The sequence below is a fragment of the Cytobacillus sp. NCCP-133 genome (assembly GCF_026011715.1).
Taxonomy (GTDB): domain Bacteria; phylum Bacillota; class Bacilli; order Bacillales; family Cytobacillaceae; genus Cytobacillus.
This window is the reverse complement of the sequence record NZ_BRVM01000007.1, coordinates 155,241-178,378: the sequence shown is the minus strand read 5'-3', so window position 1 is coordinate 178,378 and position 23,138 is coordinate 155,241. Positions and strand designations below refer to the sequence as shown.

Sequence of the window (23,138 nt, the reverse complement as noted above, 5' to 3'; positions counted from 1 at the left end):
CGATTAAAAAGTTAACCCCACTCTCATAACACAGGGTGATCCCAAGTTTATTTATTTTCACAGAAAAAGCGCTGGAGCTGCTATCATGGCAGCTCCTTTTCTCTTAAAAAATGTTCATAAAATTCAGATAGCTATAACAGTGTAGAAGCTATACAGCAGGAAGTGCATAATTTTTACAGATTAACCAAAGCTATGGTGAAAACGCTTAACAAATTTCGGTCATTGAAAACGTTAGGAGAGATCTCTATGAAACTAGTGGTTATTGGCGGTGTGGCGGCGAGCATGTCAGCCGCATCAAAGGTAAGAAGAATGGACAGTGAAGCTGAAATTGCTGTTTATGAAAAAGGCAATTTCTTATCCTATGGAGCCTGCGGTCTTCCATATTATGTGTCAGGTGAAAATGATGATTATCGAAAAATGATAGCACGTACACAAGAACAATTTTCTGAGAGGGGCATCAAAACCTTTCTTCAGCATGAAGTCCTAAAAGTGGATACCGACAAGAAAGAAGTAACGGTTAAAGATCTTTCCGCTGATAAGACGTTTACGGATACATACGATAAGCTAATGATTGGCACCGGAACATTCCCGGTTATGCCGCCATTTCCAGGAGCGGATCTTGAGAATATTCATGTGCTGAAGACACTTGAAGACGGGATGATTTTAAAAGAAATTGCCCATAAGCAAGAAGTGAAGGATGTTGTCATTGTAGGCGGCGGCTATATAGGAATTGAGGTGGTCGAAGCCATGAAAACGCTTGGCAAAAATGTCAGAGTCATCGAAATGGGGGAGCGGATTCTTGCTCCATTTGACAAAGAAATCACAGCTATTGCCGAAAAGGAAATCCGTGATAAAGGCGTTGAATTAAACCTTGGCGAAAAAGTCGAGAGCTTCAGCGGAGACAGAAAAGTGGAAAGCGTCAAAACGGATAAAGGCACATACAAAGCAGATTTGGTGCTGGTTGCAGTCGGTGTAAAGCCCGCCACTGCATTTCTGGAAGGCTCAGGGCTGGAATTAGCTGAAAATGGCGCTATAATAATTGACCGTGAAATGCGCACAAATATTGAAGATGTCTATGCAGCAGGAGACTGTGCTCAAGTATATCATAAAGTACTTGAAGAAAATGATTATATTCCGCTCGGAACCAATGCCAATAAATGCGGCCGCCTGGCAGGTGCGAATATAGCCGGCAGCCATGAGAAATACGTGGGAACATTAGGGAGTGCAGCAATTAAGATATTTGATCTGGAGCTGGGCAGAACAGGGCTTTCCGAGGAAGATGCGAAAAAAAAGGGCATCAATTATACAGCCGAATTTGTAAAGGCTTCAGACCATCCAAACTACTATCCGAATCCAACGCCTATTTGGATTAAGCTGATCTGTGAAAAAGGAACGAAGCGTATACTGGGGGCACATGCAATCGGCAGCAAAGGTGTCGTCCTCCGAATCGATGTATTCGCAGTGGCTATTCATAATAAAATGCCAGCAGATGAACTTGGGATGGCCGACTTATGCTATGCACCTCCGTTTGCGGGCGTTTGGGACGCTGTCCATATTGCCAGCAATGCCGCGAAGTAGTGGAGAAAGCCAGCTGACATGCAGGCTTTTTTTCATTCTGAAAAGGGGATTTATAAAGAATGTGGAATATTCCATATGAATAACATTATATGGAGGTCTTGTATGCGGGATATTTTTAAAAGAATTGATACGGTCTTTCTTCAGGTTCGTGATTTTGACCAAGCAATTGATTGGTATAGCACTGTTCTTGGTCTCCCGGTAAGGTGGAAAGATGATCAGGGCGGGTATGCAGCCCTTGAGGCAGGAAAGACCCCGTTAACGCTGGTCCGGGCTCCGTCTAAAAAACCGGATGACGAATCCTCACATATGCTTTTTAACTTTTATGTTTCAGACATTGAAAAAGCGCATAAGCATTTGCATCAGCACGAAGTCATGGCTGGTCCGATTCAAGATGACGGAACGGTTAAGTGGTTTGAGTTTGAAGACTTGGATGGAAATAAGCTTGGTGTCTGCCATTTTGAAGAATAAGGAAAAAGCTGCCCTCCCTAATATGCTGGGGGCAGCTTTTACTGTCGATGCAAAAGTACTTAATAGGAATCCTTTACAAGCTGCGGATGGCGATTCATCGCCCCCAGCAAAATCAATCCGCTTAAGATCAGCAGCAGGCTTGTGACAACAAAGACCGCTGAGAACCCCAGATACCCTGAGATCAATCCGCCCATAATAGGGCCGATAATGTTTCCAAAGAAGCGCAGGCTTGTATTGTATCCCAGCACTTCACCCTGCATGGCAACAGGTGCTTCCTGACGGATGTAGGCAATCCTGACAGGAATGATGCCGCCGATGGTCACGCCGAGTGCGAAGCGGACAAGGACGAGCTGCCACATGTTTGTAACGAATCCGCCCGGCAAATAAAAGATGCCTGCGAGGAATAAAAGAATCACCAGAATTTTTATATATCCGTACTGATCACCTATTTTTCCCCATTGCCTTGCCATCAGCAAATTTCCTGCACCCGCAGCCGAAAAGGCAATTCCTGCAAAGAAAGCCAGATTCTCAGGGCCATGCAATTCGCTCACATATAAAGATAGAATAGGCTGTATGCTGAAATGCGCCATTTGAACCAGCGTTGAAATCAGCATAACCGTCAGCAATACAGGATTCCGAATAATATGCTGAATGACTGCCTTGCTTGAATACCGTGTTTTTTCTCCCTTTTGCGTTTCAACTTTCATTTCCTTTGTGAAGAACACAAGCAGGGCAGAAAGGAAAATGGCAAGCGATGTCCATTTGAAGGTGTCAGAGTATCCAAAAAGGTCTGCGAGAACACCGCCGAGAAGCGGACCCATCAGGGAACCGGTAATGCTTCCCGTTTGCAGGGTGCCCATTACCCTTCCGGCAATTTCCTTAGGAGTCTGTGTGGAAATAAAGGCTTGAGACATGCCGATGAAGCCGGTAAAGATCCCCATAAACAATCTCAGGAAGAACAGCTGCCAGACATGGGTCACATATCCCATCAGGAAGATTGATATGCCCATTCCAATTCCGGACAGAATCAGGATTTTTTTGCGCCCGAACAGGTCTCCGACTCTTCCCCAAATCGGGGAAAAAAGAAACGCTGTGACGAAAGTAATGGCAAACGTCCAGCCTGACCAATGCTGAACGTAGGTGAGGGAATGATCTCCAAACGTTTCTATATATAATGAGATAAAGGGGAGAACCATGGTCATGCTGCCTGCCACAAAGAAATTGGCAAACCACATGATCATTAAATTTTGTTTTGTTTGTTTAATCATGTTTGAAACACTTCTTTCCGGGCGACGCTTCGTTTCCCTAAATATATAATAGCGAATATTTCCGAAAATAGGAAGGCGATATCCCCTATCCTTCTATTTAGCCCAATTAAGATATAAAAAACAGGCCAGATGGCGGAAAAGGAAAACTGACCAAAAAGCACTATGACATTATTCCTTAAGACCGTTAAAAAAACATTGTAATATAACAGAGCTTATTCTATAATTCTTAATAGGATAAAGATTCAGAATATAGAATAAAAGGGGGAATTTGTTTGGAAGCTTTTGTTAATCAGCTTAATGGGATCTTATGGAGTACACCAGTTATTTACATCTTGCTTGGAGTAGGGTTGCTATTTTCGATTTTAACCCGATTCCTGCAGGTCCGGCACATCAAAGACATGGTTTTGCTCATGTTCAAAGGAAAAAGTTCCGAAGCGGGCGTTTCATCTTTTCAGGCCTTATCCATTGCTCTTTCCGGCCGTGTAGGAACTGGTAACATTGCAGGTACCGCGACTGCTATCGCAATGGGTGGTCCGGGTGCAGTGTTCTGGATGTGGACGATTGCATTTATAGGAGCGGGAAGTGCGTTTGTTGAATCCACGCTTGCTCAAATTTACAAAGTGAAAAAAGACGGGGTTTACCGAGGAGGCCCTGCTTATTACATTGAAAAAGGGATAGGCATTAAGTGGTTTGCAGTTCTTTTCGCGGTTGCTACTCTTCTGGCAATGTCGATTTTAATGCCGGGAATCCAGTCGAATTCCATTGCACTTGGAATGGAGAATGCATTTGGAATCAGTAAAACCGTAACAGGCCTTGTGATTGTCGCCTTGCTTGGCCTTATCATTTTTGGCGGAATTAAGCGTATTGCAACTGTTGCCCAGTATACTGTTCCATTCATGGCAATAGGCTATATTCTTGTTTCCTTAGTGATCATTGGGATGAACATTGGAGAATTGCCTGGCGTAATTTCCTTAATTTTCAGCAGTGCATTTGGGGCGGATTCCATGTTTGGAGGCATTCTCGGAAGTGCGATCGCATGGGGCGTAAAGCGGGGAATTTATTCCAATGAAGCAGGTCAGGGGACAGGACCGCATGCTGCAGCAGCTGCAGAAGTTTCCCACCCTGCCAAGCAAGGTCTTGTTCAAGCCTTCTCTGTTTACATCGATACGTTGTTCGTTTGTTCCGCAACAGCATTTATGATTTTATTTACGGGAATGTTCAATACCGTTGGCGCAGATGGAAAGACTCCTATCGTTGAAAATCTTCCTGGAGTAGAAGCTGGACCTGGATTTACACAGGCAGCTGTTGAATCTGTGCTTCCAGGATTCGGAGCTTCATTTGTTGCCATATCTCTATTCTTCTTCGCGTTTACAACTATTATGGCTTACTACTATATGGCTGAAACAAACGTTGCTTACCTCGTAAGCGGCAAAAACAGCAAAATTGCCATGTTTGTTCTTAAGGTGGTTCTGCTCGGTGCTACTTTCTATGGTTCCGTCAAGACGGCCGGCCTTGCTTGGGCGCTTGGGGATGTTGGTCTTGGATTGATGGTTTGGCTCAATGTCATCGCCATTCTGATCCTTGCGAAACCAGCCCTAATTGCCTTAAAAGACTATGAAGCGCAGAAAAAGCAAGGACTCGATCCTGTCTTCAATTCCAAGAAGCTTGGCATTAAAAACGCTGAGTATTGGGAAGAAGATTACAAGCCGCAGGAAGAAAAAGTATCTTAATCGCAAAGTTAAACGATGTCCGGCTGATGCCGGGCATTTTTTCTTCTGATATCAGAATTTATATCCCTTTGAACTTAGACAACTGTCCAGGTCCAGGCGCCTTGCGCTTTTCTTATTTAGTAAGGGTCAAATGATGAAAGAAATATGCATCTCTCGGCCTAACCGTTTATAATAATCTTATTGGTACAATTTTAATAGAGTTAACCGGGGAGCATTTTTTATGAAGGGTTTTAGTCAACTGACATTAGTTAATGAAGAGACAAAGGCAGTCAGGCTTTTTATGTGGCTGTTTTATCTTATTTTTACACTTTATGATTTATTTTATTATTATCTTCTTCCGCTCAATGCAGGAGGCACTTCAGGACTGCCGAATGGCGGACTTGGCATTGGGTATTATTTGATCTTGATTGGCCTTCTTCCCATCGCTGTGTATTTTTTTAAAACTGGAAGTCCATTCAAGGTAAAGTACTTGTTTTTTACAAGCTTTGTTCTGACTGATTTTATAAACAGCATGCTAATTTACTTGGGGGAGTCGAAGGAATTTCAGACAGGCAATGCTGTAGAGCTGTTTTTTATCATCTTTGCACCGCTGTTTGTCAATAAACGCTATTTTTGGATTGTTACAGGCGGCTTGGTGGGCAAGTATCTTCTCACAGGATGGCTGCTGAGCAGCCAAAAGGTCATGGTGCCCATCGTATTGCTGATCATTTTTTCAACCGTTTCCTATTTGCTTGTGAACCGCTTCTATTCCTATATTGAATCATTAACAAAAGTTTTCCAGGAGCTGCGGCAAACTGAAAAGCTGGCTGCAGTCGGACAGATGGCATCGGTAGTCGGACATGAAGTAAGAAATCCTCTTTCCTCTTTAAAGGGTTTTACCCAGCTGCAGATGGAAAGGCATCCGGAAGACAGGGACCGCTATCAAATCATGATAGAGGAAATAGAGCGAATTAACTTGATTGCAGACGACTTAATGTTCCTTAGCAGGCCAAGGCAGCCTGTGTTTGAACCTTTGGAGTTGGATTTTCTGGTTGGCTACGTCATCTCGATTATGAAAGAACAGGGATCCAATCACAATGTAAAAATCACAGCCGAAGACCTGGCAAACTTCCCAAAGGTCGAATGCGATGAGAAGCTAATGAAGCAAGTGCTGATCAATCTCGTTAAAAATGCGATTGAATCGATGCCTGATGGCGGCACGATAACTATATCCGCAAAAATGCTCCAGGGACAGCGGGTGCTGATCCGTGTAAAAGATGAAGGCTGCGGCATAATGGCTGAAAACATCAATCGAGTAGGCGCTCCCTTTTATACAACAAAGCCGGATGGCACCGGCTTGGGGCTTATGGTGACAAGCCAAATCGTTGAGGAACATGGCGGGGAAATTGAATTTGAAAGTGAAGTTGGTAAAGGGACTGCTGTCAGCCTAACCATTCCTTTAATCCAAAAAATCAAATAGCAGCGAAAGAATAGAGGATGTGCAATTAACTGCACATCCTCTTCTTTTTAGGCCAAAGGACATGATTAAGATTTTAATAGAATAATGAAATAACAGTATTATTAGACTATTAAAAATCTTTAGGTAATTTGATAGAATTAATCTCGCAATTCGAAAATTTTAAAATTCGAAATGGGAGGCAGCAGAAATGAGCAATAAAAATAAACCCTTCAAGGTTTTATCTTCAATTACAGCCACCACAATGATGGCTGCGGCTTTATTCGCAGGGTCTTTTGCAGGAACGACGGCAGCACCATCACAAGCATCTGCAGCAGAATTGTCTGCTCCAATTGATATGAACATAGTGGATGAAGACCGTTTAGGCAAAGCACTGCAGGAAAGAGGCATGATTTCTGAAAATGCTTCCGTTAAAGAAGTTGAAAAAGCAGTAAAAGCTTATATTAAAGAAAAGCAGGGAGAAAAACCCGGCAAGGCAGATAAGGAACATAATAAGGAAGATGAGTTTGATAAAAAGGCAAAGAAGTTTTTAACAAAGCAAAAGGAAGAGCTGTCAAAGAAGCTTAATAAAGGCCATGATAGCTTTAAAATTGGAAATTCAGGAGTCAAAGTAGCATCTGCCAAGGATGCCGGATATAAGGGCGGAGTCAGAACAGATAAAGTGCTCGTGCTGCTGACAGAGTTTGAAGATCTTAAACACAATAATATTGAGCAGGAAGAAGGCTATATGTACGCTGATGACTTCAGCAAAGAGCATTATGAGCAATTAATGTTTGGCGATAAGGAATTTAAGCTGTTCAACGGCGATAAAGTTAAGACGTTCAAGCAATTCTATGAAGAGCAGTCAGGCGGCAGCTATACCGTTGATGGCACGGTTTCAGAATGGCTGACAGTCCCTGGGAATGCTAAAGACTATGGCGATGATAACCCTAATGGCGGACATGACAACCAGGCCCCTCTTGGTCCGCGCGATTTAGTAAAAGAGGCACTAAAAGCAGCAGCTGCTTCAGGTATTGATTTAGCCGATTACGATGAGTTTGATTTATATGACCTGGATGGAGATGGCAACTTTAATGAGCCGGACGGATTAGTGGATCATCTAATGATCATCCATGCAGGCACAGGTCAGGAAGCTGGCGGCGGTGTCTTAGGGGATAATGCAATTTGGTCACATCGCTGGGTGCTTAATGGTGTTTTTCCAGTTCCGAATACTACGGCGAAAGTAGACTATTGGGACGGACAAATGGCTGCTTTCGATTACACAATCCAGCCTGAAGATGGAGCTGTTGGTGTTTTTGCCCATGAATTTGGACATGATTTAGGGCTGCCAGATGAGTATGATACGCAATATTCCGGACAAGGCGAGCCGATCGCTTCCTGGTCCATCATGAGCGGCGGAAGCTGGAATGGTAATATTGCAGGTACAGAGCCAACAAGTTTCTCCCCTCAAAACAAAGAATACTTCCAGAAGTTAATGGGCGGAAACTGGGCCAATATGACAGAAGTTGACTATGAGGACATTGATGAAAAAGGGTTGACAGCGGTCATTGATCAGAGTGTAACCAAATCAAAAAATCCGGGAATTGTTAAAGTGAATCTTCCTGTAAAAGAAGTACACGGCATTGAGCCTGAATTTGGTGATAAATATTACTACAGCACAAAGGGCGATGACCTTCATACCACTTTGACAACTCCTGAATTTGATTTGACAGGTGCAGAAGCAGCAGAATTTAATGCTAAAATGTATTATGATATTGAGTTTGATTATGACTATCTGTATGTGAATGCAATAAAAGAAGATGGTAGCAAAGTTGAGCTTGATGTGATCGGTGATGAAGATACAGACGGCGACGCCCGTGCTGAATCCTCTAAAGGCCAATGGGTAGATAAAACATATGACTTAAGCCATTTGGCCGGTGAAAAAGTAAAACTAGAATTTGAATACGTAACAGACAGCGGACTTGCATTAGACGGATTTGCCATAGACAATATTTCAGTAATGGCAGGTGAAGAAGTGATTTTCTCCGACGATGCAGAAGGCGAATCTCAGATGACTCTTGACGGATTCATTGTTTCCAACGGAATCAGCTATGCCAAGAACCATTATTACCTGGAGTGGAGAAACTATGCAGGCTCTGATACGGCCCTTGCTCACTCAAGAGGAGTAAAATATAACACTGGGCTAGTTGTTTGGTATGCGGATGACAGCTATACAGACAATTGGGTTGGCGTTCATCCAGGGGAAGGTTTCCTTGGAGTAGTGGATTCACATCCGGAACCAATTATCGGATTGAAAGATGGGAAAGAGACTGTATCTCAAAGCACAAGATATCAAATTGCAGATGCAGCATTCTCTTTAGATAAAACACCATCATGGGAAATAAGCTCACCAACTCGAGGTGACTATGACTACCCTGGTTTAAAGGGAATTTCTGTTTTTGATGATTCTAAAACATACAGCGACAGCCTCATTCCTGATGCAGGACGCATCGTTCCGGAACTTGGCTTGAAATTCCAAGTCATCGGTGAAGCAAAGGACAACTCTGCTGGAGCCGTATGGATTCATAAGTAAGTGTTAAGGCGCGAATGCCAGATATGGCTTCGTGCCTTTTTCTATTAAGAGTAGACATCTTCCTGCCTATAAGCTAGTATCATTACCGATACTAGTTTTTTTCGATTTTCGGCTATACTATAAATAATCATTTGACAAACGCGATTAAGTTTAAAAGGAGTTACCTATGACACAATCTCTCATTCAAAATATGAAGCCATTCATCCAGGAGGCTTGGAAAAAGTCTGCATTTCAGCAGCCAACGACTGTGCAGGCAGAAGCGATTCAGCCGGCTCTCGAAGGAAAGGATATCATCGCAGAATCCCCGACAGGAACAGGGAAAACACTTGCCTATTTGCTTCCTGTCCTTGAAAAAATTGATCCTGATAAACAGGCGGTACAGGCAGTCATTTTAGCCTCCTCACAGGAGCTTGTGATGCAAATTCTTGGAGAAATCCAAAAGTGGGGAGAAGGAAGCGGCATTAAAGCAGCTTCTTTTATTGGCGGTGCCAATGTAAAAAGGCAGCTTGAAAAATTAAAGAAGCATCCCCATATTGCTTTGGGCACACCGGGAAGAGTCCTGGAGCTGATTAAGCAGAAAAAGCTGAAAATGCATGAAGTCAAGACGGTTGTACTTGATGAAGGCGATCAGCTATTGGTGCCTGAGCATGCACAGACAGTACAGAATATCGTTAAATCAACACTGAAAGATCGGCAGGTTCTGCTTTTCTCAGCCACTCTTCCGCCGGTCATTGAACAGCTTGCAAAGGAACTGACAGGAGATGCTGAAGTGATCCGTGTTGAAAAAGATGATACAATCCAGGCCGCAGCAGTCGATCATATTTATTTTGTGGCTGAAGCGAGAGACAAAATTAAAATGCTCGAAAAGATATTCAGGCTTGAAGGCATTAAGGCTCTAGTTTTTGTAAAGGACATCGGCAACCTGAAGGTAATGGCGGAAAAGCTGGATTTCAAAAACATCGCTTCAGGTACACTCCACAGTGACTTAAGCAAGTTTGACAGGCAAAAAGCCATCAAAAATTTCCGTACGGGCAAAACGAATATGCTTATTGCAACCGATGTGGCAGCCAGAGGTTTGGACATCAAGGGAGTGACCCATGTTGTCCACTTTGACTTACCCAAAGACATTAACCAATACGTTCACCGTTCTGGCAGAACAGGCCGGTTCGGAGCCAGCGGTACCGTCATATCCCTTGTAACCGAAAGAGAAGAACGAGAACTCAAAAAAATCGCAAAAGAACTTGGCCTCACCGCAGAAAAGAAAACGATGCGCGGCGGGCAAATTGTTTAAGTGCTAGCACAGGCACCTATACCAGTTCATCTAACTGGTATAGGTACCTGGTACTCTTTTTTTATAAATTTATAAAAATCGAACTTTGATATCCCTTATTAAGCTCGCTTATGCGTTTGAACAGGGAACCAAGCATAGAATAGCGTCATAACTGATGATAAAGACTTAAGCAAGTAAAAAAGAATAACGGCCCGCTATATGACTCATACTACTTTTGAAAAAGATAAAAGGAGCAGGTGAGAATATGGGCAGAACAAAACTAGGCAACGGCAACGCGCAGCGAAACAACAATAAGCACAGACCGCAGCGCACAAGCGAAGAACTTGTTGAATTCACAACCGGAAGTAAAGAAAAGAAAGAAAACAACGTACAAGACTAAAGAAAAAAATAAAAAATCCTCCTTCGTCTGAAGGAGGATTTTTGCATATTTGTGACAGGTACCTATACCTGATTGCTCAACGGGTATAGGTATCTGGTACTCTTAATCAGCCTCCACTTTCGTTAGCGGTTTGTCGGCTGGGCCTTCCACGACTGCTCCATCATAGGAGAAGCGGGAACCGTGGCATGGACAGTCCCAGGTGCGGTCGCCATGGTTCCATTCGCATTCGCAGCCCATGTGGGTACAGGTGGTATCCACTAGATGAAGCTTGCCGTCCGGATCCTTGTATGCTCCGGTGCGCTTGCCTTTAATCATCACAACGCCGCCTTCATCATTCTCCAAGTCCGTCGTTTCTTTAGGCACAAATTCAAGCTTGCCTTTAATGAGCTGGCCGGCTACATCTGTGTTGGCAGCAATAAACTTCTTAATGCTTGGATCAGCCTGGAATCTGGAAGGAGTGAACAATTCTGCATATGGGTTTTCTTTTTCCATTATCAAATCTTTAATCAGCATGGCTGCGGCAGTTCCATTTGTCATTCCCCATTTTCGGAAGCCGGTTGCCACAAAAATATTTTTCTGCCTGGACGTGATCGGTCCGATATATGGAACCTTATCAAGTGTATATAAATCTTGTGCAGACCAGCGGTAGGGGTAATCCGTCATGCCAAGCACCTCTTCGGCAAAGCTCTCAAGTGCCTTATAATGTTTCATGGTATCCGGGCCGTGGCCGGTTTTATGGCTGTCGCCGCTGACTAAAATCAGTTTTTCTCCATGATAAGGCGTATACCTTAAGGAACGGGTCGGTGAATCAGCACTATAATACATGCCCCCAGGAAAATCAGTTTTGGTTCTTACCCCAAGGACATAGGAGCGTTCGGGTGACAGCCTGGCAAAATAAAAGCCCTTCATGTCCGCAAAAGGGAAATGGGAAGCGGCAATGACATATTTGCATTTCAGGCGCTGGCCATCCCTAGTCACGACATCAGGCAGGTTGCCTTCTTCTATGTCTGTCGCGGTCGTATTTTCATATACGGTTCCGCCCATCTCCACAAAATCTTTAAGAAGCTTTTTCAGATACTTCAGCGGATGGAATTGGGCTTGGTTATGCATGGATAGAACGGCTGTTGTATTAATAGTAAAAGGGATGCTGTCCTTCATTCCGCCTGTAATGCCGAGCTTCTCATAAGCTTGCCACTCTTTTTCCACCTTTTTGGCATATTCATCTGAAACAGCATAAATAATGCCTTCTTCATTGCTGAAATCACAGTCCATCTGTTTTTCTGAAACAGTATTTCGAACAAAATCAATTGCGTCCGCTGATGCTTGATAGTACAGTTTTGTTTTTTCTTCGCCAAAATGGCTGATCAGCTCATCATATATTAGTCCATGCTGTGCTGTAACCTTTGCTGTCGTATGCCCGGTTGTCCCGTTCAATATATTCCCGGCTTCGAGAATGGCTACTTTGAATCCTTCTTTGGCAAGAAGATAACCAGCTGTGATGCCGGTTATGCCGCCTCCCACAATGGCAATTTCCGTTTGAGCATCTTCCCTGAGCCTGTCAAAAGCAGGAAGTTCATCTTCTCTCCAATAAGGCTCCGGATACTGGGGCATTTTATGGTTTGATGTCGTCATACCTGTCCTCCTGTAACGTCATATTCGTTCATAATTTTTCCTGTAATCCCTGAAAGTATACAAATACCACTCTTTCTCTACCCATACCCATTCAATCTGTGTGTTCAAAAGTAACAAGGGGTTTTTATTGTATTTTTGGATAAAAAATGAAGCATGAGAAATGATAAACAGTATCGAATGAGAATGAAGTATGACAATGAGGTATTTGCCATGGTTACATTTTGCTATCTGGCTATTTTTGGCTTAATGGCCATTTTAGTGACTTTGTTTGACATGAATATTTTTAATTTTACTTTCTGGGAAGCTTTAAAAAGTACACTTTTTTCGGAGGTTGCCACCGGAAGAATGATTTTGCTCGTTACGGTTGGAGTTGGACTGGTGTCCAGTATGATAACTGATTTTCGAATTTTAAAATCAAAGAAAAAATCAGCCTCCACTTAAGAAACTTTTAGCCGAATTTTTTAGCCGAATTAATGAAATAGCATAAGCTATGGCTTCCAGGCTATTCATGCTCAAACTATGTTTTTCTTAAAAGATAACCACAGGACGTGGCGCTCTTAGTCTGCGTTTCCTCGTGGGCAAGGCGCCCTGCGCTTTTCATAAAGGGAATGGTGATTAGATGTTAAAGGAGAATATATCTCTCAGTCAGCTGCTGACGTTAATGATCAATTTCCTTTTAGGCAGTGCGATTGTGGTCGGGGTTGGCGGGGATGCAAAAAAAGATGCTTGGATTGCCATCGCAATAGCAGTGATAATCGGTCTCGGAGTGATGCTATTTTATTACTTTATTATCAGCCGGCTTCCTGGGAAGAACTTATTTGAAATCATGGAGTTTTGCTTTAAAAGGCCTATTGCTGTTTTGATTACCATTTTATATGTCATCTATTTCTTGTATCTAGCCTGCAGGGTGGTCCGCGATTTTTGCGAATTGATCGCTTCTGCCATATTGCCGTCAACACCGATCGAAATTATTTCGCTGACCATCTGCTTGCTGATGGCTTATATTTTGTATTTGGGAATTGAAGTGCTGGGAAGGACCTCGGAAATTTTCACCCCTTATTTATTTGGGTTCCTTTTTCTTCTCACAATCCTTTTGTTTGCGAGCGGGAATGTAAATCTATTTGAATTGCAGCCTGTACTGGGTGATGGGTTTCAGCCAGTGTTAAAGGCGTTATTTCCAACTTTGATTGTCTTTCCTTTTGGCGAGTTAATTGCTTTTACATTAATTCTTCCGGTTGTTTCCAATTCCAAATACTGCCTGCGCGTGTCTTTATTGGGAGTGGGAATCGCAGGGGGGCTCCTGTTATTTGCTATGTTTTTAATGATTGTCACATTGGGAGTGGATGCCTTGCTTCGTTCGAATTTTCCCATGCTTAGTTCTGCACGTGAAGTCTCAATCGGAAATTTTATTGAGAGAATTGATGCATTGGTCGTTTTTATTATGATGCTTGGCATTTTAATCAAAGGATCAGTGTTTATGTTTGCAGGATTAAAGGGCCTTGAATATACCTTTCGTCTTCCGTACCGCTACTTTTCGCTGCCGGCAGCTATGATTGTTTCCGTGTTTTCCATTTTGATTTCGGTGAACTTCGGCGACCACTGGCAGGAGGGCCTGGAGCTTGTTCCATACTTTCTGCACTTGCCTATGCAATTTGGACTGCCATCATTCCTGTTACTCCTGTTAGTTTGGAAGCTAAGGAAGAAGAAGACTAAATCCGGCGTGAAGGAGATGAAGTTTTGAGTATTCTTACATCCCTGTTAAAAATGCGAAAGAAGAAAGAGCTTCCAATCCACCAGGAAGAACTTCCGGACACCGTAGAGGAGCTCCATTCTCTGAGCCTGGAGGAGCTAAAAGAAAAAGTAAAGGCTGAGTTTGGAAGCACAATCGATTTAAGCATGGATGAGCTGAAAACAGAAGGCAAAGATGCGCTGCTGCTCTATTTAACAACCACGGTTGATACGAACCTTCTGAAAGAAACCATCTTGCAGTCACTCAATGGAAAGCATGATGGGCTTGAACTGACAACTGAGGATGACCTGAAGGCGTTATGCAAGGAAAAGTTTGGGGGAGCAGGCTACCAGCTTATTGAAACATTTGATGACATTATAACGGCCATGCTATATGGGAATATCATTATTGTTTTTAAAGACATGGAGAAGGCACTTTCCCTTTTCATGCCAAGCAATGAAGATCGTGCAATCACAGAGCCCAGTACACAGACTGTTATCAGGGGGCCAAAAGATGGATTTGTCGAATCGATCTCTACCAACGTAAGTCTAATAAGGAGACGAATTAAAAATAGGCATCTTCGCTTCGAAAAATGTATCATCGGAAGCGAGACCCACACATCTGTCTACATCGGTTATATGGAAGGCATTTCGAATGAAAAAATCGTTCAGGAGGTCCGTAAAAGGCTTAACAGCATAAAGGTACATGCTATATTTGAATCTGGCAATGTTGAAGAGCTGATCGCGGATAAATCGGCCACCCCCTTTCCACTGGCGCTGAATACTGAAAGGCCTGATACGGTGGCGGCCAATCTGCTTGATGGCAAAATTGTCATTTTAGTTGATGGGACGCCATTTGTATTATTGGTTCCTGCGGTTCTCGTTGATTTCTTTTCAATAGCGGAGGATTATTACCAAAACTATATGATGGGAAGCTTTCTAAGGATCATCAGGTATTTATCATTTATGATTGCACTGCTCACTCCTTCCTTATATGTCGGCATTTTAACCTTTCATCATGAACTTCTGCCGACTCAGCTCCTGCTGGGGATTATTGCCCAGCGTGAGGGGGTGCCGTTTCCGGCAGTAATCGAGGTGCTGATTATGGAAGTGACATTTGAAATCCTGCGTGAAGCTGGAGTAAGGATGCCAAGGGCTGTCGGGCAGACGGTTTCCATTGTCGGTGCCCTGGTAATCGGACAGGCCGCTGCTGAAGCTGGAATTATCTCGAATATCATGGTCATCATCGTCGCCATTACGGCAATTGCTAATTTTGTATCGCCCACCTACAGTTTTGCTGCAGCAGCAAGGCTTTTGCGCTTTATGCTGATTATTGTTTCAGCGATACTGGGGCTTTATGGCGTGCTGATTGTCCTTGTTTTTATCGTCGCTCACTTAAGCTCGCTAAGATCGTTTGGCGTTCCCTATTTATCGCCGGTTGCTCCATTTATTATTGAAGAGCAGAAAGATGTTTTCTTTCGCTTTCCGTTCTGGAGCATGAACCAGAGGCCTTCCTATTTAAAAACCGGGAAGCCTGACAAAATGCCAAAAACAGGATCGCCTTCTCCTCCGCCGATAAAAGGGGAGGGAGCCAATTGAAAAAAATTACGGCTATAGCGATTCTTACTTTAGCCTCCTTTTTGCTTACAGGCTGCTGGGACCAAAAAGAACTAAGTAAAATAACGGTTGTAACAGGAATGGCTGTAGATAAGGGGGAAAATGAAAAATATGTGTTAGCGGTTGAGGGGATTAATGCAACTGAACTAAATAAACAAACGGCAAGCGGGTTTGCTCCGTCAATCGTCTATGAGACAGAAGGCAATTCGCTTTCAGAACTCACCTATAAAGTAAATGAAGGCATTTCAAGGCATTTGATCTATTCGCATATGAGGACCTTGATCATTGGGGAAGAGCTGGCCAAGGAAGGAATTATTGATTTCATTGACTTTCTGGAAAGAAACAGGGAAATACGCGATGATTTTAATATTCTGGTTGCAAGAGGTGCAAGGGGATCCGATATTTTAAGGGTAACCTACCAATTTCAAAAATCGCCATCTTTAAAGCTCCATACCCAGCTCGACACGATGAAGAAGGATTGGGGAGGCGATCCCGGAGTCAGGATGAACGATGTCATCATGGCATGGACTTCTTCGGGCCGGCAGCCTGTAATGGCTGCAGTTTCCATCCAGGGAGACCCGGAGAAGGGCGTTAGTTCCGATAATATGAAAAAAGTAACACCGGATGCGCTGGTCGTTCTGGATTCACTGGCTATCTTTAAAAAAGATAGGTTGGCGGGCTATCTGTCTTTGGAGGATTCAAGAAATTATTTATGGATTCAGGATAAAATAATCAAAACATCTTTAACAGTAAAATGTGCAGAAGATCGATATATGGGAATAAGAGTTTATGACACAAAAACAAAGATCAAAGGGGACATGCAAGGCGGCCAGCCTAAAATAGATATTAATATACGGGCAGAGGCATATGTGGATGGGACTCAATGCAATAATCAATTTGATCAGGCAAAAACCTATAAGGAATACAATCACAGTGCAGAAAAGCATTTAGAAAAAATTATTTCAGGAACCATTAAAAAGGTTCAGAATGAGTATGGGACAGATATTTTCGGCTTTGGAGAAGTCGTGCAAAGGCGGGACTATAAAAATTATAAAAAAGTTGAGCATAACTGGGATGAAAAGTTTGCGGAAGCGGATGTTCAAGTAAATACAACCGTCATCCTTAGAAGAACAGGAATCAGGACCAAAAGCTTTTTACCGGAAGTAAAATAGGACCCCTGCATTCCTTCATTGACGTAAAAAAACGTTATTGATATAATGTTCTTATCGAAATTGATTTACAATTCAGCATATTTTCGGGGACGAAAGGTCTGGGCGAAGTCCAGCCCTTATTTCTTTTAAAGGGGACAAGTCAGATGAATTTTGAGACCGCTGTACTGCATAAGAAAAATAAGAATGAAAGGATCATTAAAAGCAAGGTGACCCCTATTTACCAGACATCTGCCTTTGCTTTTAATGACCTTGATGAATTGGAAGGCTTTTATCAGGGGAACGGCCATTATTTATATTCCAGGGTTGGGAACCCCAATACAGACGAGCTTGGCGAGCTAATCGCGGGACTCGAAGGAGCACCCGCTGGCGCTTGTGCATCATCAGGCTTGTCAGCCATTCTTGCGGGGGTCCTTGCCGTTGTCAAAAGCGGCGACCATATTGTGGCCGCGGATGATCTGTATGGAGGCAGCTTCCATTTAATTAAAGAAGAGCTGACACAGCTGGGAATTGAAGTAACAGTCGTGTCTTTTTCCGATCTATCTAAAGTTGAGGAAGCCATCCGCGGGAATACCAAGCTAATCTACTCCGAATCCATTACAAACCCCTTATTGAGAGTGGAAAGCCTGGAAGAAGTAGCGCGCCTTGCAAGAAAGCATAACCTTGTATCGCTTATTGATAATACATTTGCAACTCCATACCATTGTCAGCCATATCTTAAAGGAATCGATTTAGTGGTTCATAGTGCAACCAAGTATATCGGAGGCCATAGCGATATCACAGCGGGTGTCCTTGTCGGAGATGAAGAACTGACTGGGAAAGCCCGCGGAAAAATCGTGAATCTTGGAGCGAATCTCAGCCCTTTTGAAGCATGGCTGACCTGCAGGGGAGCGAAAACCCTCGCCCTTCGAATGAGGCAGCAAGCCTCCAACGCGAAGAAAGTGGCAGAGGCTCTGAAGGAGAACTCGAATATTAAAACGGTTTACTATCCATTCCAGCACGGGGAAGAAGGATTTGGTGCAATCGTGACAGTTGATCTTGCAGATCATATCAATGTGAATGAATTTTTCAAAGGGCTTGGCTGGATTAAAATTGTTCCGACTCTTGCCGGTGTTGAGACATCCGTATCCCACCCATTGACTACCTCTCACAGGGCACTCCCTGAAAAAACATGCAAGGAACTGGGCATTACAAAGCATGTGGTGCGCATTTCAATCGGCATAGAGCATGCGGAAGATATTATTGCACAGCTCAATCAAGCCATCCAAAAAAGCTTAACTTGAAAACCAAAGAAGATTCCGGAGCAGCGGAATCTTCTTTTTACGGTCTAGACTATAATCTACCTACAGTTCTGCCTTTAAATACTACTCTCCAGCCTTTCCAAAAACCAAAATTTCAGCATAGTTAAAAAGATAAGTGTTTAAATCAAATGAAAGGAACATTTGTTAAAAAATTCAAGTTCTAAGATAGGGATGAAGTTATTCCTTCCATTCAATACTAAGAAAACAGATTATTTGGAAGGAGTTGACTCTATGCCTGAGCTTCCTGAAATGGAAATCTATAGAAGGATCTTGACTGAAAAGCTGGCTGGCAAAACGATAACGGGTGTGGAAGTTAACCGTGAAAAATCAATCAATGTTAATCCTGCCCAGTTTAAAAGTGAGCTTATAAATAGTGGGTTAACTGAAATTCAACGGAAAGCCAAGCATCTCATCTTCAAGCTAAGCTCAGGAAAAAGTCTCCTGCTGCACCTTATGCTTGGCGGCTGGATGTATATGGGAAACGATGAAGACAGCCCGGAGCGTACTAAACAGGTCATTCTTTCTTTTGGTGACAAAAAACTCTATTTTATTGGCCTAAGGCTAGGCTATCTTCACCTCTTAACAGACTCGGAACTGGAAAAAGAGCTGGCTGATTTAGGGCCAGACCCGATGGACCAAACCTTCAGCTATCCTGTTTTTCGGGAGCTGATTGGCGGAAGAAGAGGGATGCTGAAAACGACCTTTGTCAATCAGCAATTCCTATCCGGGATCGGCAATTGCTATAGCGATGAAATATGCTTTGAAGCCGGCTTGCTTCCAATGAAAAAAGCTGACGATCTGGATGAGGATGAAATCAAAATTCTCTACCAGTCCCTTAAAGGTGTCTTAACCAGAGCGATCCAATTTGGGGGCTATATGGAGGAACCGTTTTTCAAAGGAGATACCAAGACAGGGGGATATAATGAGCAATGCCGGGTGTATGACAGAGAGGGCGAACCATGCCTCCGATGCAGCACTGCCATTGTAAAAGAAGAGATTTCATCACGAAAAACGTTTTATTGCCGAAATTGCCAAACTTAATGGCCAATCAAAAAACGAAGAGGCTGTCTTGACGCGCAGCCTCTTTTCCATAAAAGATAAAGGAAATATAACATTCCTGAAAGCAGATAACTGTCTAGCTACAGGCGCCTACCCCCTTGAGGTCACAAGACGAGCCTCCCAAAAAGGCAAAGAACGCCTTTCCGTGAGGCTCATCTTGTGCTTAAGCCCCCAGGATGGGGGTCATTGCAGACGTTGCCGCATGGCGTGGCGCTTTTAGTCTGCGTTCCTTCGTGGGCAAGGCGCCTTGCGCTTTTCTCATTCTGCGGAATCCTCTTGAATCTGATCGATAGTCGTGGAATCGTTGGAATCCATTGCCCCTTTTAAAAAATAAACAAGCATCAATCCGGCCAGTCCCAATGAAATAATGAATCCTGCAGTAATCACCCACATTAAACCCATCTGTTAACCTCCCTTTTTATAAGCAAATGGAGAGATGAATATGTTTCCTTACTAAAGGTATATGCCTGAAATCGATAATCTTTCCCATTCCAGTTCGAAAAAGGGAGGGAAGAGCAAGATGAATCACGAAATAAACAAAGAGGATGCCCGTTATATGGGATGTCTGCTACCTGCGTTATCAAGCAATAAAAAGGAGGAGAGACCAAGTGGATTTTAAAACAGCAGATTTATGTGATGAACACAGCAAAGACCTTTTAATCTGCCAGCAAGAACTTAAAGCTTATGGAAAAAGAAACAAGTTTTCGGGTCCGATTTCAACTGTCAGAGTTTTTGAAGATAATGTTCTGGTAAAAGAAGCGCTGGAATCCATACCAGAAGGAAATGTATTGGTTGTGGACGGCGGCGGTTCGAAAAGATGTGCCTTGATGGGCGATAAGCTTGGCGGAATTGCACAATCCAGGAAGCTTGCCGGAGTGATTATTTATGGATGCGTCAGGGATACTGTTGAGCTTGGCAGTTTGGAAACAGGTATTTTCGCGCTTGGCAGCAATCCTTTAAAAAGCAGAAAAGAAGGAAAAGGGGATCGGGATATTCCTGTTACGTTTGGGGGTATCGACTGGAAGCCTGGTGATTACGTATATGCAGATGAAGATGGAATAGTTGTAGCTTCAAAAAAATTGCTATAAAAAAGAAACACCCGTGATCAATCAGCGGGTGTTTCTGACTTTTAAGCACTATCCCCAAAATGACAGAATAACCTATCAAAAAGGGGGTACAGCAAATGTTTATCATTGCTTTGCTCATTTGGGCAGCCGGCATTTACATCTTGTTCCGCAATAAGGAAGAGGAAGAAGAACTATTACTATTAAAGCTGATCGGCTATTATTTCTTAGGTTCATTTAATGTTAACCTGAATGGCTTCGTTCTTCCTGTCGGGTTTGTCATCAGCTTGTTTTTAAAGCCCCAGCAAAATAAAAGTGTGAAGCGCGGTTCAGCCATTTTCGGATTAGTCATGATGATAGTGGGTCTGTTTTTATAGTTTAGTCATCGGTTTTTGTTTCTTGGTCCCTATTGATTTCTTCAGGAAGCATTTTGGATGCTTTCGGCACCAGACGGGGTTCATAATCAATTTCATCAGACGAAAACACTCTGATGACCATCTGGCCGTTTATGGCTTTTGCCCGGATAAGCAGCGGGTAGCTGTACCGGTTTTTAAAAGTAAAGTCAGGGCCATACCAGCTGACAGTTGCATCCCGTCCTGGCGGTACATACGGAACCTTTTTGCTGTGGGAATACCGTTCGAGCACCTTGACCCCGGCCCGGTCGACTGCGTTAAAAAGAGTGGAGGAAACCTGGCAGATGCCGCCTCCAATATCCTCTGAAAGCTCGCCCCTCACGATAACAGGTGCTCGCATATAGCCTTTTTCTTTTGTCCGCCTGCCTACTGCCCTGTTGAAAGAGAACGTTTCGCCCGGAAATACAACATAATTATTGATAGCATCGGCTGCCAATTCAATATTGTGGGAGCGTGTAGTGTTGCTGGGATTAAAATAGGTTACATATTGGCCAATCTGCTTTACACGTATATAGGCAAGAAGGTCGCGGTCCACTCGCGGGTAAACCGTCAGCATCGGAATTTCTGCGTTTGCTGGTCCTCTTTGATAAAAATATGTATAAAAAAGGTCTGTAAATGCTTTGCGATGAAGTTTTCTGCCTGGCTTTTCAGAAACAATTTTTCCTGCATCATCAATATAAGCATTTTCCGGCGGCAAGTACATCTGTTGATCCAATTTGTCCAGAAACTGATTAAATTTTTCAAAATCGATAAGGGGCATGCCTGGAAAAGGTATTTGGTATTCAGCCCGCTCCATGCTTGCTATGTTTTCCCCTTCGTTTTCAATGGTTAAAGTTTCAGGAAGATTGGCCGTATGAGATTGTATGAAAAAAAGGAATCCGAATAACCATGTGAGATTCATATCGCTGGCACACCTCCGACCATAGTATGAGCAGGAAGAGGGCGTTTCATGTGCCAAAAAGAACCGAATGAAGCATACATCATTGAGGCAGCGGACTGCTGAAGTCAGCTTGGAGGCTGGGGAATCCTGCAGAAGCGATAGTAATAAATGCTACATCCCATTTTGTGGAGAAATCCAGCCGCTGAAAAAGGAAGCCCTGAATAGTTGGGCTTCCTTTTTTCAGTTGCCTGAGTTAGACCTCATTGCTGATTATTTAGACTGTTAATTGGAGAAATTGTATAGCCTTTTTAGTAAAAACAAACAAATATTTTATATGCTGCAAAATTAAGCTTTTGTCTTACCTGTTTTAAGCCATTGGTCTGGAATACGAATTCTAGTTTTTGTCCTCATTTACGAGCTGGCAGTCTGCCGAAGAATCATCCCTGTTCTTATTTCGCCAAAGCTTGCATATCGCTTTTCCATCACTAAGCGTACCGTCTGCCATATCCATTGGCAGCAGGGCGAAAAAGACGTAATAAAAGGAAAAATAAACAAATTGATACCAAAGCATCGAAGCTTCCAAAATATCAATTCGAATTAAATAATTGACAATAAAAATGCTGGCTACATTAAAAATGGAACCCCCTAAAAATATAAGCGATTTTGTCAATTTATTATTGTATGTTAAAGAGGTGTACTCACACCCTCCATACCAAAAATAAAATCGTCTGACTTCTAAAAACTTCAGTGAAAACAGCAGTTTGCCTGATCCGATGACAACCCGAATCCCTTTTCCGCCAAAAATGGCAGCAAAGAAAAAATGGCCCAATAAATGAATAAGCGTCACCACTGGGAAAACCACGAAAAAGGCCTGTATGAACTTCATAAAATCGTCAAACCCGAACATATGAGGACCTCCGTTTCAATTGATGTATGAAAAAACCTGCGAGTTTAGGCATCCAAATTTGTTGCATATCCTTTGTCTACCCCCCTTTTTTTGAACACTAACATACATTCTTTTTCCATATTTGCAAGCGGTAATAGAGTCCGACCTGCTGCTGCGTCTCAGGTCTTATATGAAAATAAAGCTGAGGCTCGTTATAGCAAAATCGAAATACAGGTAAGATGAAATTAAGAAAGGAGGAAGTGATAATGAAAAAATTTGGATTACTGATAGCAGGTGGAATTGCAGCAATAGTGCTGATATCAAATCTTGGCCCAATGGTAGGGCTGGCAATAAGTGCGGCGATTCTATATTTTGTGTTTAAGCAATTTTTAAAAGCGGAAAGTACCTTAGCGAAAGTCGGATACGGGATTATCGGATTTATCGCGCTGATGGCTGCCGCAGCAAACTTCCCGGCCATTCTGGGCCTTGCGGCTGCCTACATCCTTTACCTTATCTATAAAAAATGGAATGATTCAAGCGTAAGTGTAAAAAAAGCTGAAAACGACCCCTTTGCAAATTTTGAAAAGCAATGGGCTGAATTAAACCGTAACTAATTCAAAAAGAGGAACCGGAATTACGGCACTATA

General features: G+C 43.0%; 21 protein-coding genes. 16 read left to right on the top strand and 5 right to left on the bottom strand.

Features of this window, described 5'->3' with window-relative positions; translation table 11 throughout:
• Positions 1 to 246 precede the first annotated feature (246 nt).
• Together NCCP133_RS10950 and NCCP133_RS10945 are read left to right on the top strand one after the other, a co-directional pair.
• Positions 247 to 1,578, top strand: coding sequence for a CoA-disulfide reductase (locus NCCP133_RS10950; RefSeq protein WP_264805003.1), 1,332 nt, complete (start codon positions 247 to 249; stop codon positions 1,576 to 1,578).
• A 102-nt stretch (positions 1,579 to 1,680) separates the two neighbouring features.
• Positions 1,681 to 2,046, top strand: coding sequence for a VOC family protein (locus NCCP133_RS10945; RefSeq protein ID WP_264805002.1), 366 nt, complete (start codon positions 1,681 to 1,683; stop codon positions 2,044 to 2,046).
• Between the two features lie 59 nt (positions 2,047 to 2,105).
• Here the strand turns inward: NCCP133_RS10945 and NCCP133_RS10940 are convergent, their stop codons facing one another.
• Positions 2,106 to 3,314 (bottom strand): MFS transporter, encoded by a 1,209-nt coding sequence (locus NCCP133_RS10940; RefSeq protein ID WP_264805001.1) that lies wholly within the window; start codon positions 3,312 to 3,314, stop codon positions 2,106 to 2,108.
• A 272-nt stretch (positions 3,315 to 3,586) separates the two neighbouring features.
• Between NCCP133_RS10940 and NCCP133_RS10935 the strand changes: the two genes are divergently transcribed.
• The 5 genes from NCCP133_RS10935 to NCCP133_RS10915 all read left to right on the top strand — a co-directional run bounded on the left by NCCP133_RS10935 (position 3,587) and on the right by NCCP133_RS10915 (position 10,742).
• Positions 3,587 to 5,044 (top strand): alanine/glycine:cation symporter family protein, encoded by a 1,458-nt coding sequence (locus NCCP133_RS10935; RefSeq protein WP_264805000.1) that lies wholly within the window; start codon positions 3,587 to 3,589, stop codon positions 5,042 to 5,044.
• Positions 5,045 to 5,264: 220 nt separating this feature from the next.
• The gene (locus NCCP133_RS10930) at positions 5,265 to 6,503 is read left to right on the top strand and encodes an ATP-binding protein (protein ID WP_264804999.1); all 1,239 of its coding nucleotides are present in this window, start codon (positions 5,265 to 5,267) and stop codon (positions 6,501 to 6,503) included.
• A gap of 187 nt (positions 6,504 to 6,690) precedes the next feature.
• On the top strand, positions 6,691 to 9,072 hold the full coding sequence (locus NCCP133_RS10925; protein ID WP_264804998.1) for an immune inhibitor A: 2,382 nt from the start codon (positions 6,691 to 6,693) through the stop codon (positions 9,070 to 9,072).
• Positions 9,073 to 9,238: 166 nt separating this feature from the next.
• Positions 9,239 to 10,363 (top strand): DEAD/DEAH box helicase, encoded by a 1,125-nt coding sequence (locus tag NCCP133_RS10920; RefSeq protein ID WP_264804997.1) that lies wholly within the window; start codon positions 9,239 to 9,241, stop codon positions 10,361 to 10,363.
• A 244-nt stretch (positions 10,364 to 10,607) separates the two neighbouring features.
• Positions 10,608 to 10,742, top strand: coding sequence for a hypothetical protein (locus NCCP133_RS10915; protein ID WP_258549819.1), 135 nt, complete (start codon positions 10,608 to 10,610; stop codon positions 10,740 to 10,742).
• A 102-nt stretch (positions 10,743 to 10,844) separates the two neighbouring features.
• On the opposite strand, the gene NCCP133_RS10910 is transcribed toward NCCP133_RS10915, so the two are convergent.
• Entirely contained in the window at positions 10,845 to 12,374 is a 1,530-nt protein-coding gene (locus tag NCCP133_RS10910; protein ID WP_264804996.1) for an FAD-dependent oxidoreductase, read from the bottom strand.
• Between the two features lie 153 nt (positions 12,375 to 12,527).
• On the opposite strand from NCCP133_RS10910, the gene NCCP133_RS10905 reads away from it, so the two are divergent.
• The 6 genes from NCCP133_RS10905 to mutM all read left to right on the top strand — a co-directional run bounded on the left by NCCP133_RS10905 (position 12,528) and on the right by mutM (position 19,230).
• Positions 12,528 to 12,815 (top strand): hypothetical protein, encoded by a 288-nt coding sequence (locus tag NCCP133_RS10905; RefSeq protein ID WP_264804995.1) that lies wholly within the window; start codon positions 12,528 to 12,530, stop codon positions 12,813 to 12,815.
• A 178-nt stretch (positions 12,816 to 12,993) separates the two neighbouring features.
• Positions 12,994 to 14,115 (top strand): GerAB/ArcD/ProY family transporter, encoded by a 1,122-nt coding sequence (locus tag NCCP133_RS10900; RefSeq protein WP_264804993.1) that lies wholly within the window; start codon positions 12,994 to 12,996, stop codon positions 14,113 to 14,115.
• Entirely contained in the window at positions 14,112 to 15,701 is a 1,590-nt protein-coding gene (locus NCCP133_RS10895; RefSeq protein WP_264804991.1) for a spore germination protein, read from the top strand. The genes NCCP133_RS10900 and NCCP133_RS10895 overlap by 4 nt, the downstream gene beginning before the upstream one ends.
• On the top strand, positions 15,698 to 16,891 hold the full coding sequence (locus NCCP133_RS10890) for a Ger(x)C family spore germination protein (RefSeq protein WP_264804990.1): 1,194 nt from the start codon (positions 15,698 to 15,700) through the stop codon (positions 16,889 to 16,891). The genes NCCP133_RS10895 and NCCP133_RS10890 overlap by 4 nt, the downstream gene beginning before the upstream one ends.
• A 143-nt stretch (positions 16,892 to 17,034) precedes the next feature.
• Positions 17,035 to 18,171 (top strand): trans-sulfuration enzyme family protein, encoded by a 1,137-nt coding sequence (locus NCCP133_RS10885; protein WP_264804988.1) that lies wholly within the window; start codon positions 17,035 to 17,037, stop codon positions 18,169 to 18,171.
• Positions 18,172 to 18,420: 249 nt separating this feature from the next.
• On the top strand, positions 18,421 to 19,230 hold the full coding sequence (mutM, locus tag NCCP133_RS10880) for a bifunctional DNA-formamidopyrimidine glycosylase/DNA-(apurinic or apyrimidinic site) lyase (RefSeq protein ID WP_264804987.1): 810 nt from the start codon (positions 18,421 to 18,423) through the stop codon (positions 19,228 to 19,230).
• A 276-nt stretch (positions 19,231 to 19,506) separates the two neighbouring features.
• Here mutM and NCCP133_RS10875 read toward each other — a convergent pair whose 3' ends face one another.
• Positions 19,507 to 19,650 (bottom strand): hypothetical protein, encoded by a 144-nt coding sequence (locus NCCP133_RS10875; RefSeq protein WP_264804986.1) that lies wholly within the window; start codon positions 19,648 to 19,650, stop codon positions 19,507 to 19,509.
• 206 nt (positions 19,651 to 19,856) lie between these two features.
• Here NCCP133_RS10875 and rraA point away from each other — a divergent pair, with 206 nt between their 5' ends.
• The gene (rraA, locus tag NCCP133_RS10870) at positions 19,857 to 20,336 is read left to right on the top strand and encodes a ribonuclease E activity regulator RraA (RefSeq protein ID WP_264804985.1); all 480 of its coding nucleotides are present in this window, start codon (positions 19,857 to 19,859) and stop codon (positions 20,334 to 20,336) included.
• Positions 20,337 to 20,431: 95 nt separating this feature from the next.
• Positions 20,432 to 20,689, top strand: a complete 258-nt coding sequence (locus NCCP133_RS10865) for a hypothetical protein (protein WP_264804984.1) — start codon at positions 20,432 to 20,434, stop codon at positions 20,687 to 20,689.
• 1 nt (position 20,690) lies between these two features.
• On the opposite strand, the gene NCCP133_RS10860 is transcribed toward NCCP133_RS10865, so the two are convergent.
• A complete protein-coding gene (locus tag NCCP133_RS10860; protein WP_264804983.1) occupies positions 20,691 to 21,626 on the bottom strand; it encodes a VanW family protein in 936 nt (311 codons plus the stop codon).
• 373 nt (positions 21,627 to 21,999) lie between these two features.
• A complete protein-coding gene (locus NCCP133_RS10855; protein WP_264804982.1) occupies positions 22,000 to 22,512 on the bottom strand; it encodes a hypothetical protein in 513 nt (170 codons plus the stop codon).
• 245 nt (positions 22,513 to 22,757) lie between these two features.
• On the opposite strand from NCCP133_RS10855, the gene NCCP133_RS10850 reads away from it, so the two are divergent.
• A complete protein-coding gene (locus tag NCCP133_RS10850; RefSeq protein ID WP_264804981.1) occupies positions 22,758 to 23,105 on the top strand; it encodes a lmo0954 family membrane protein in 348 nt (115 codons plus the stop codon).
• Positions 23,106 to 23,138 lie beyond the last annotated feature (33 nt).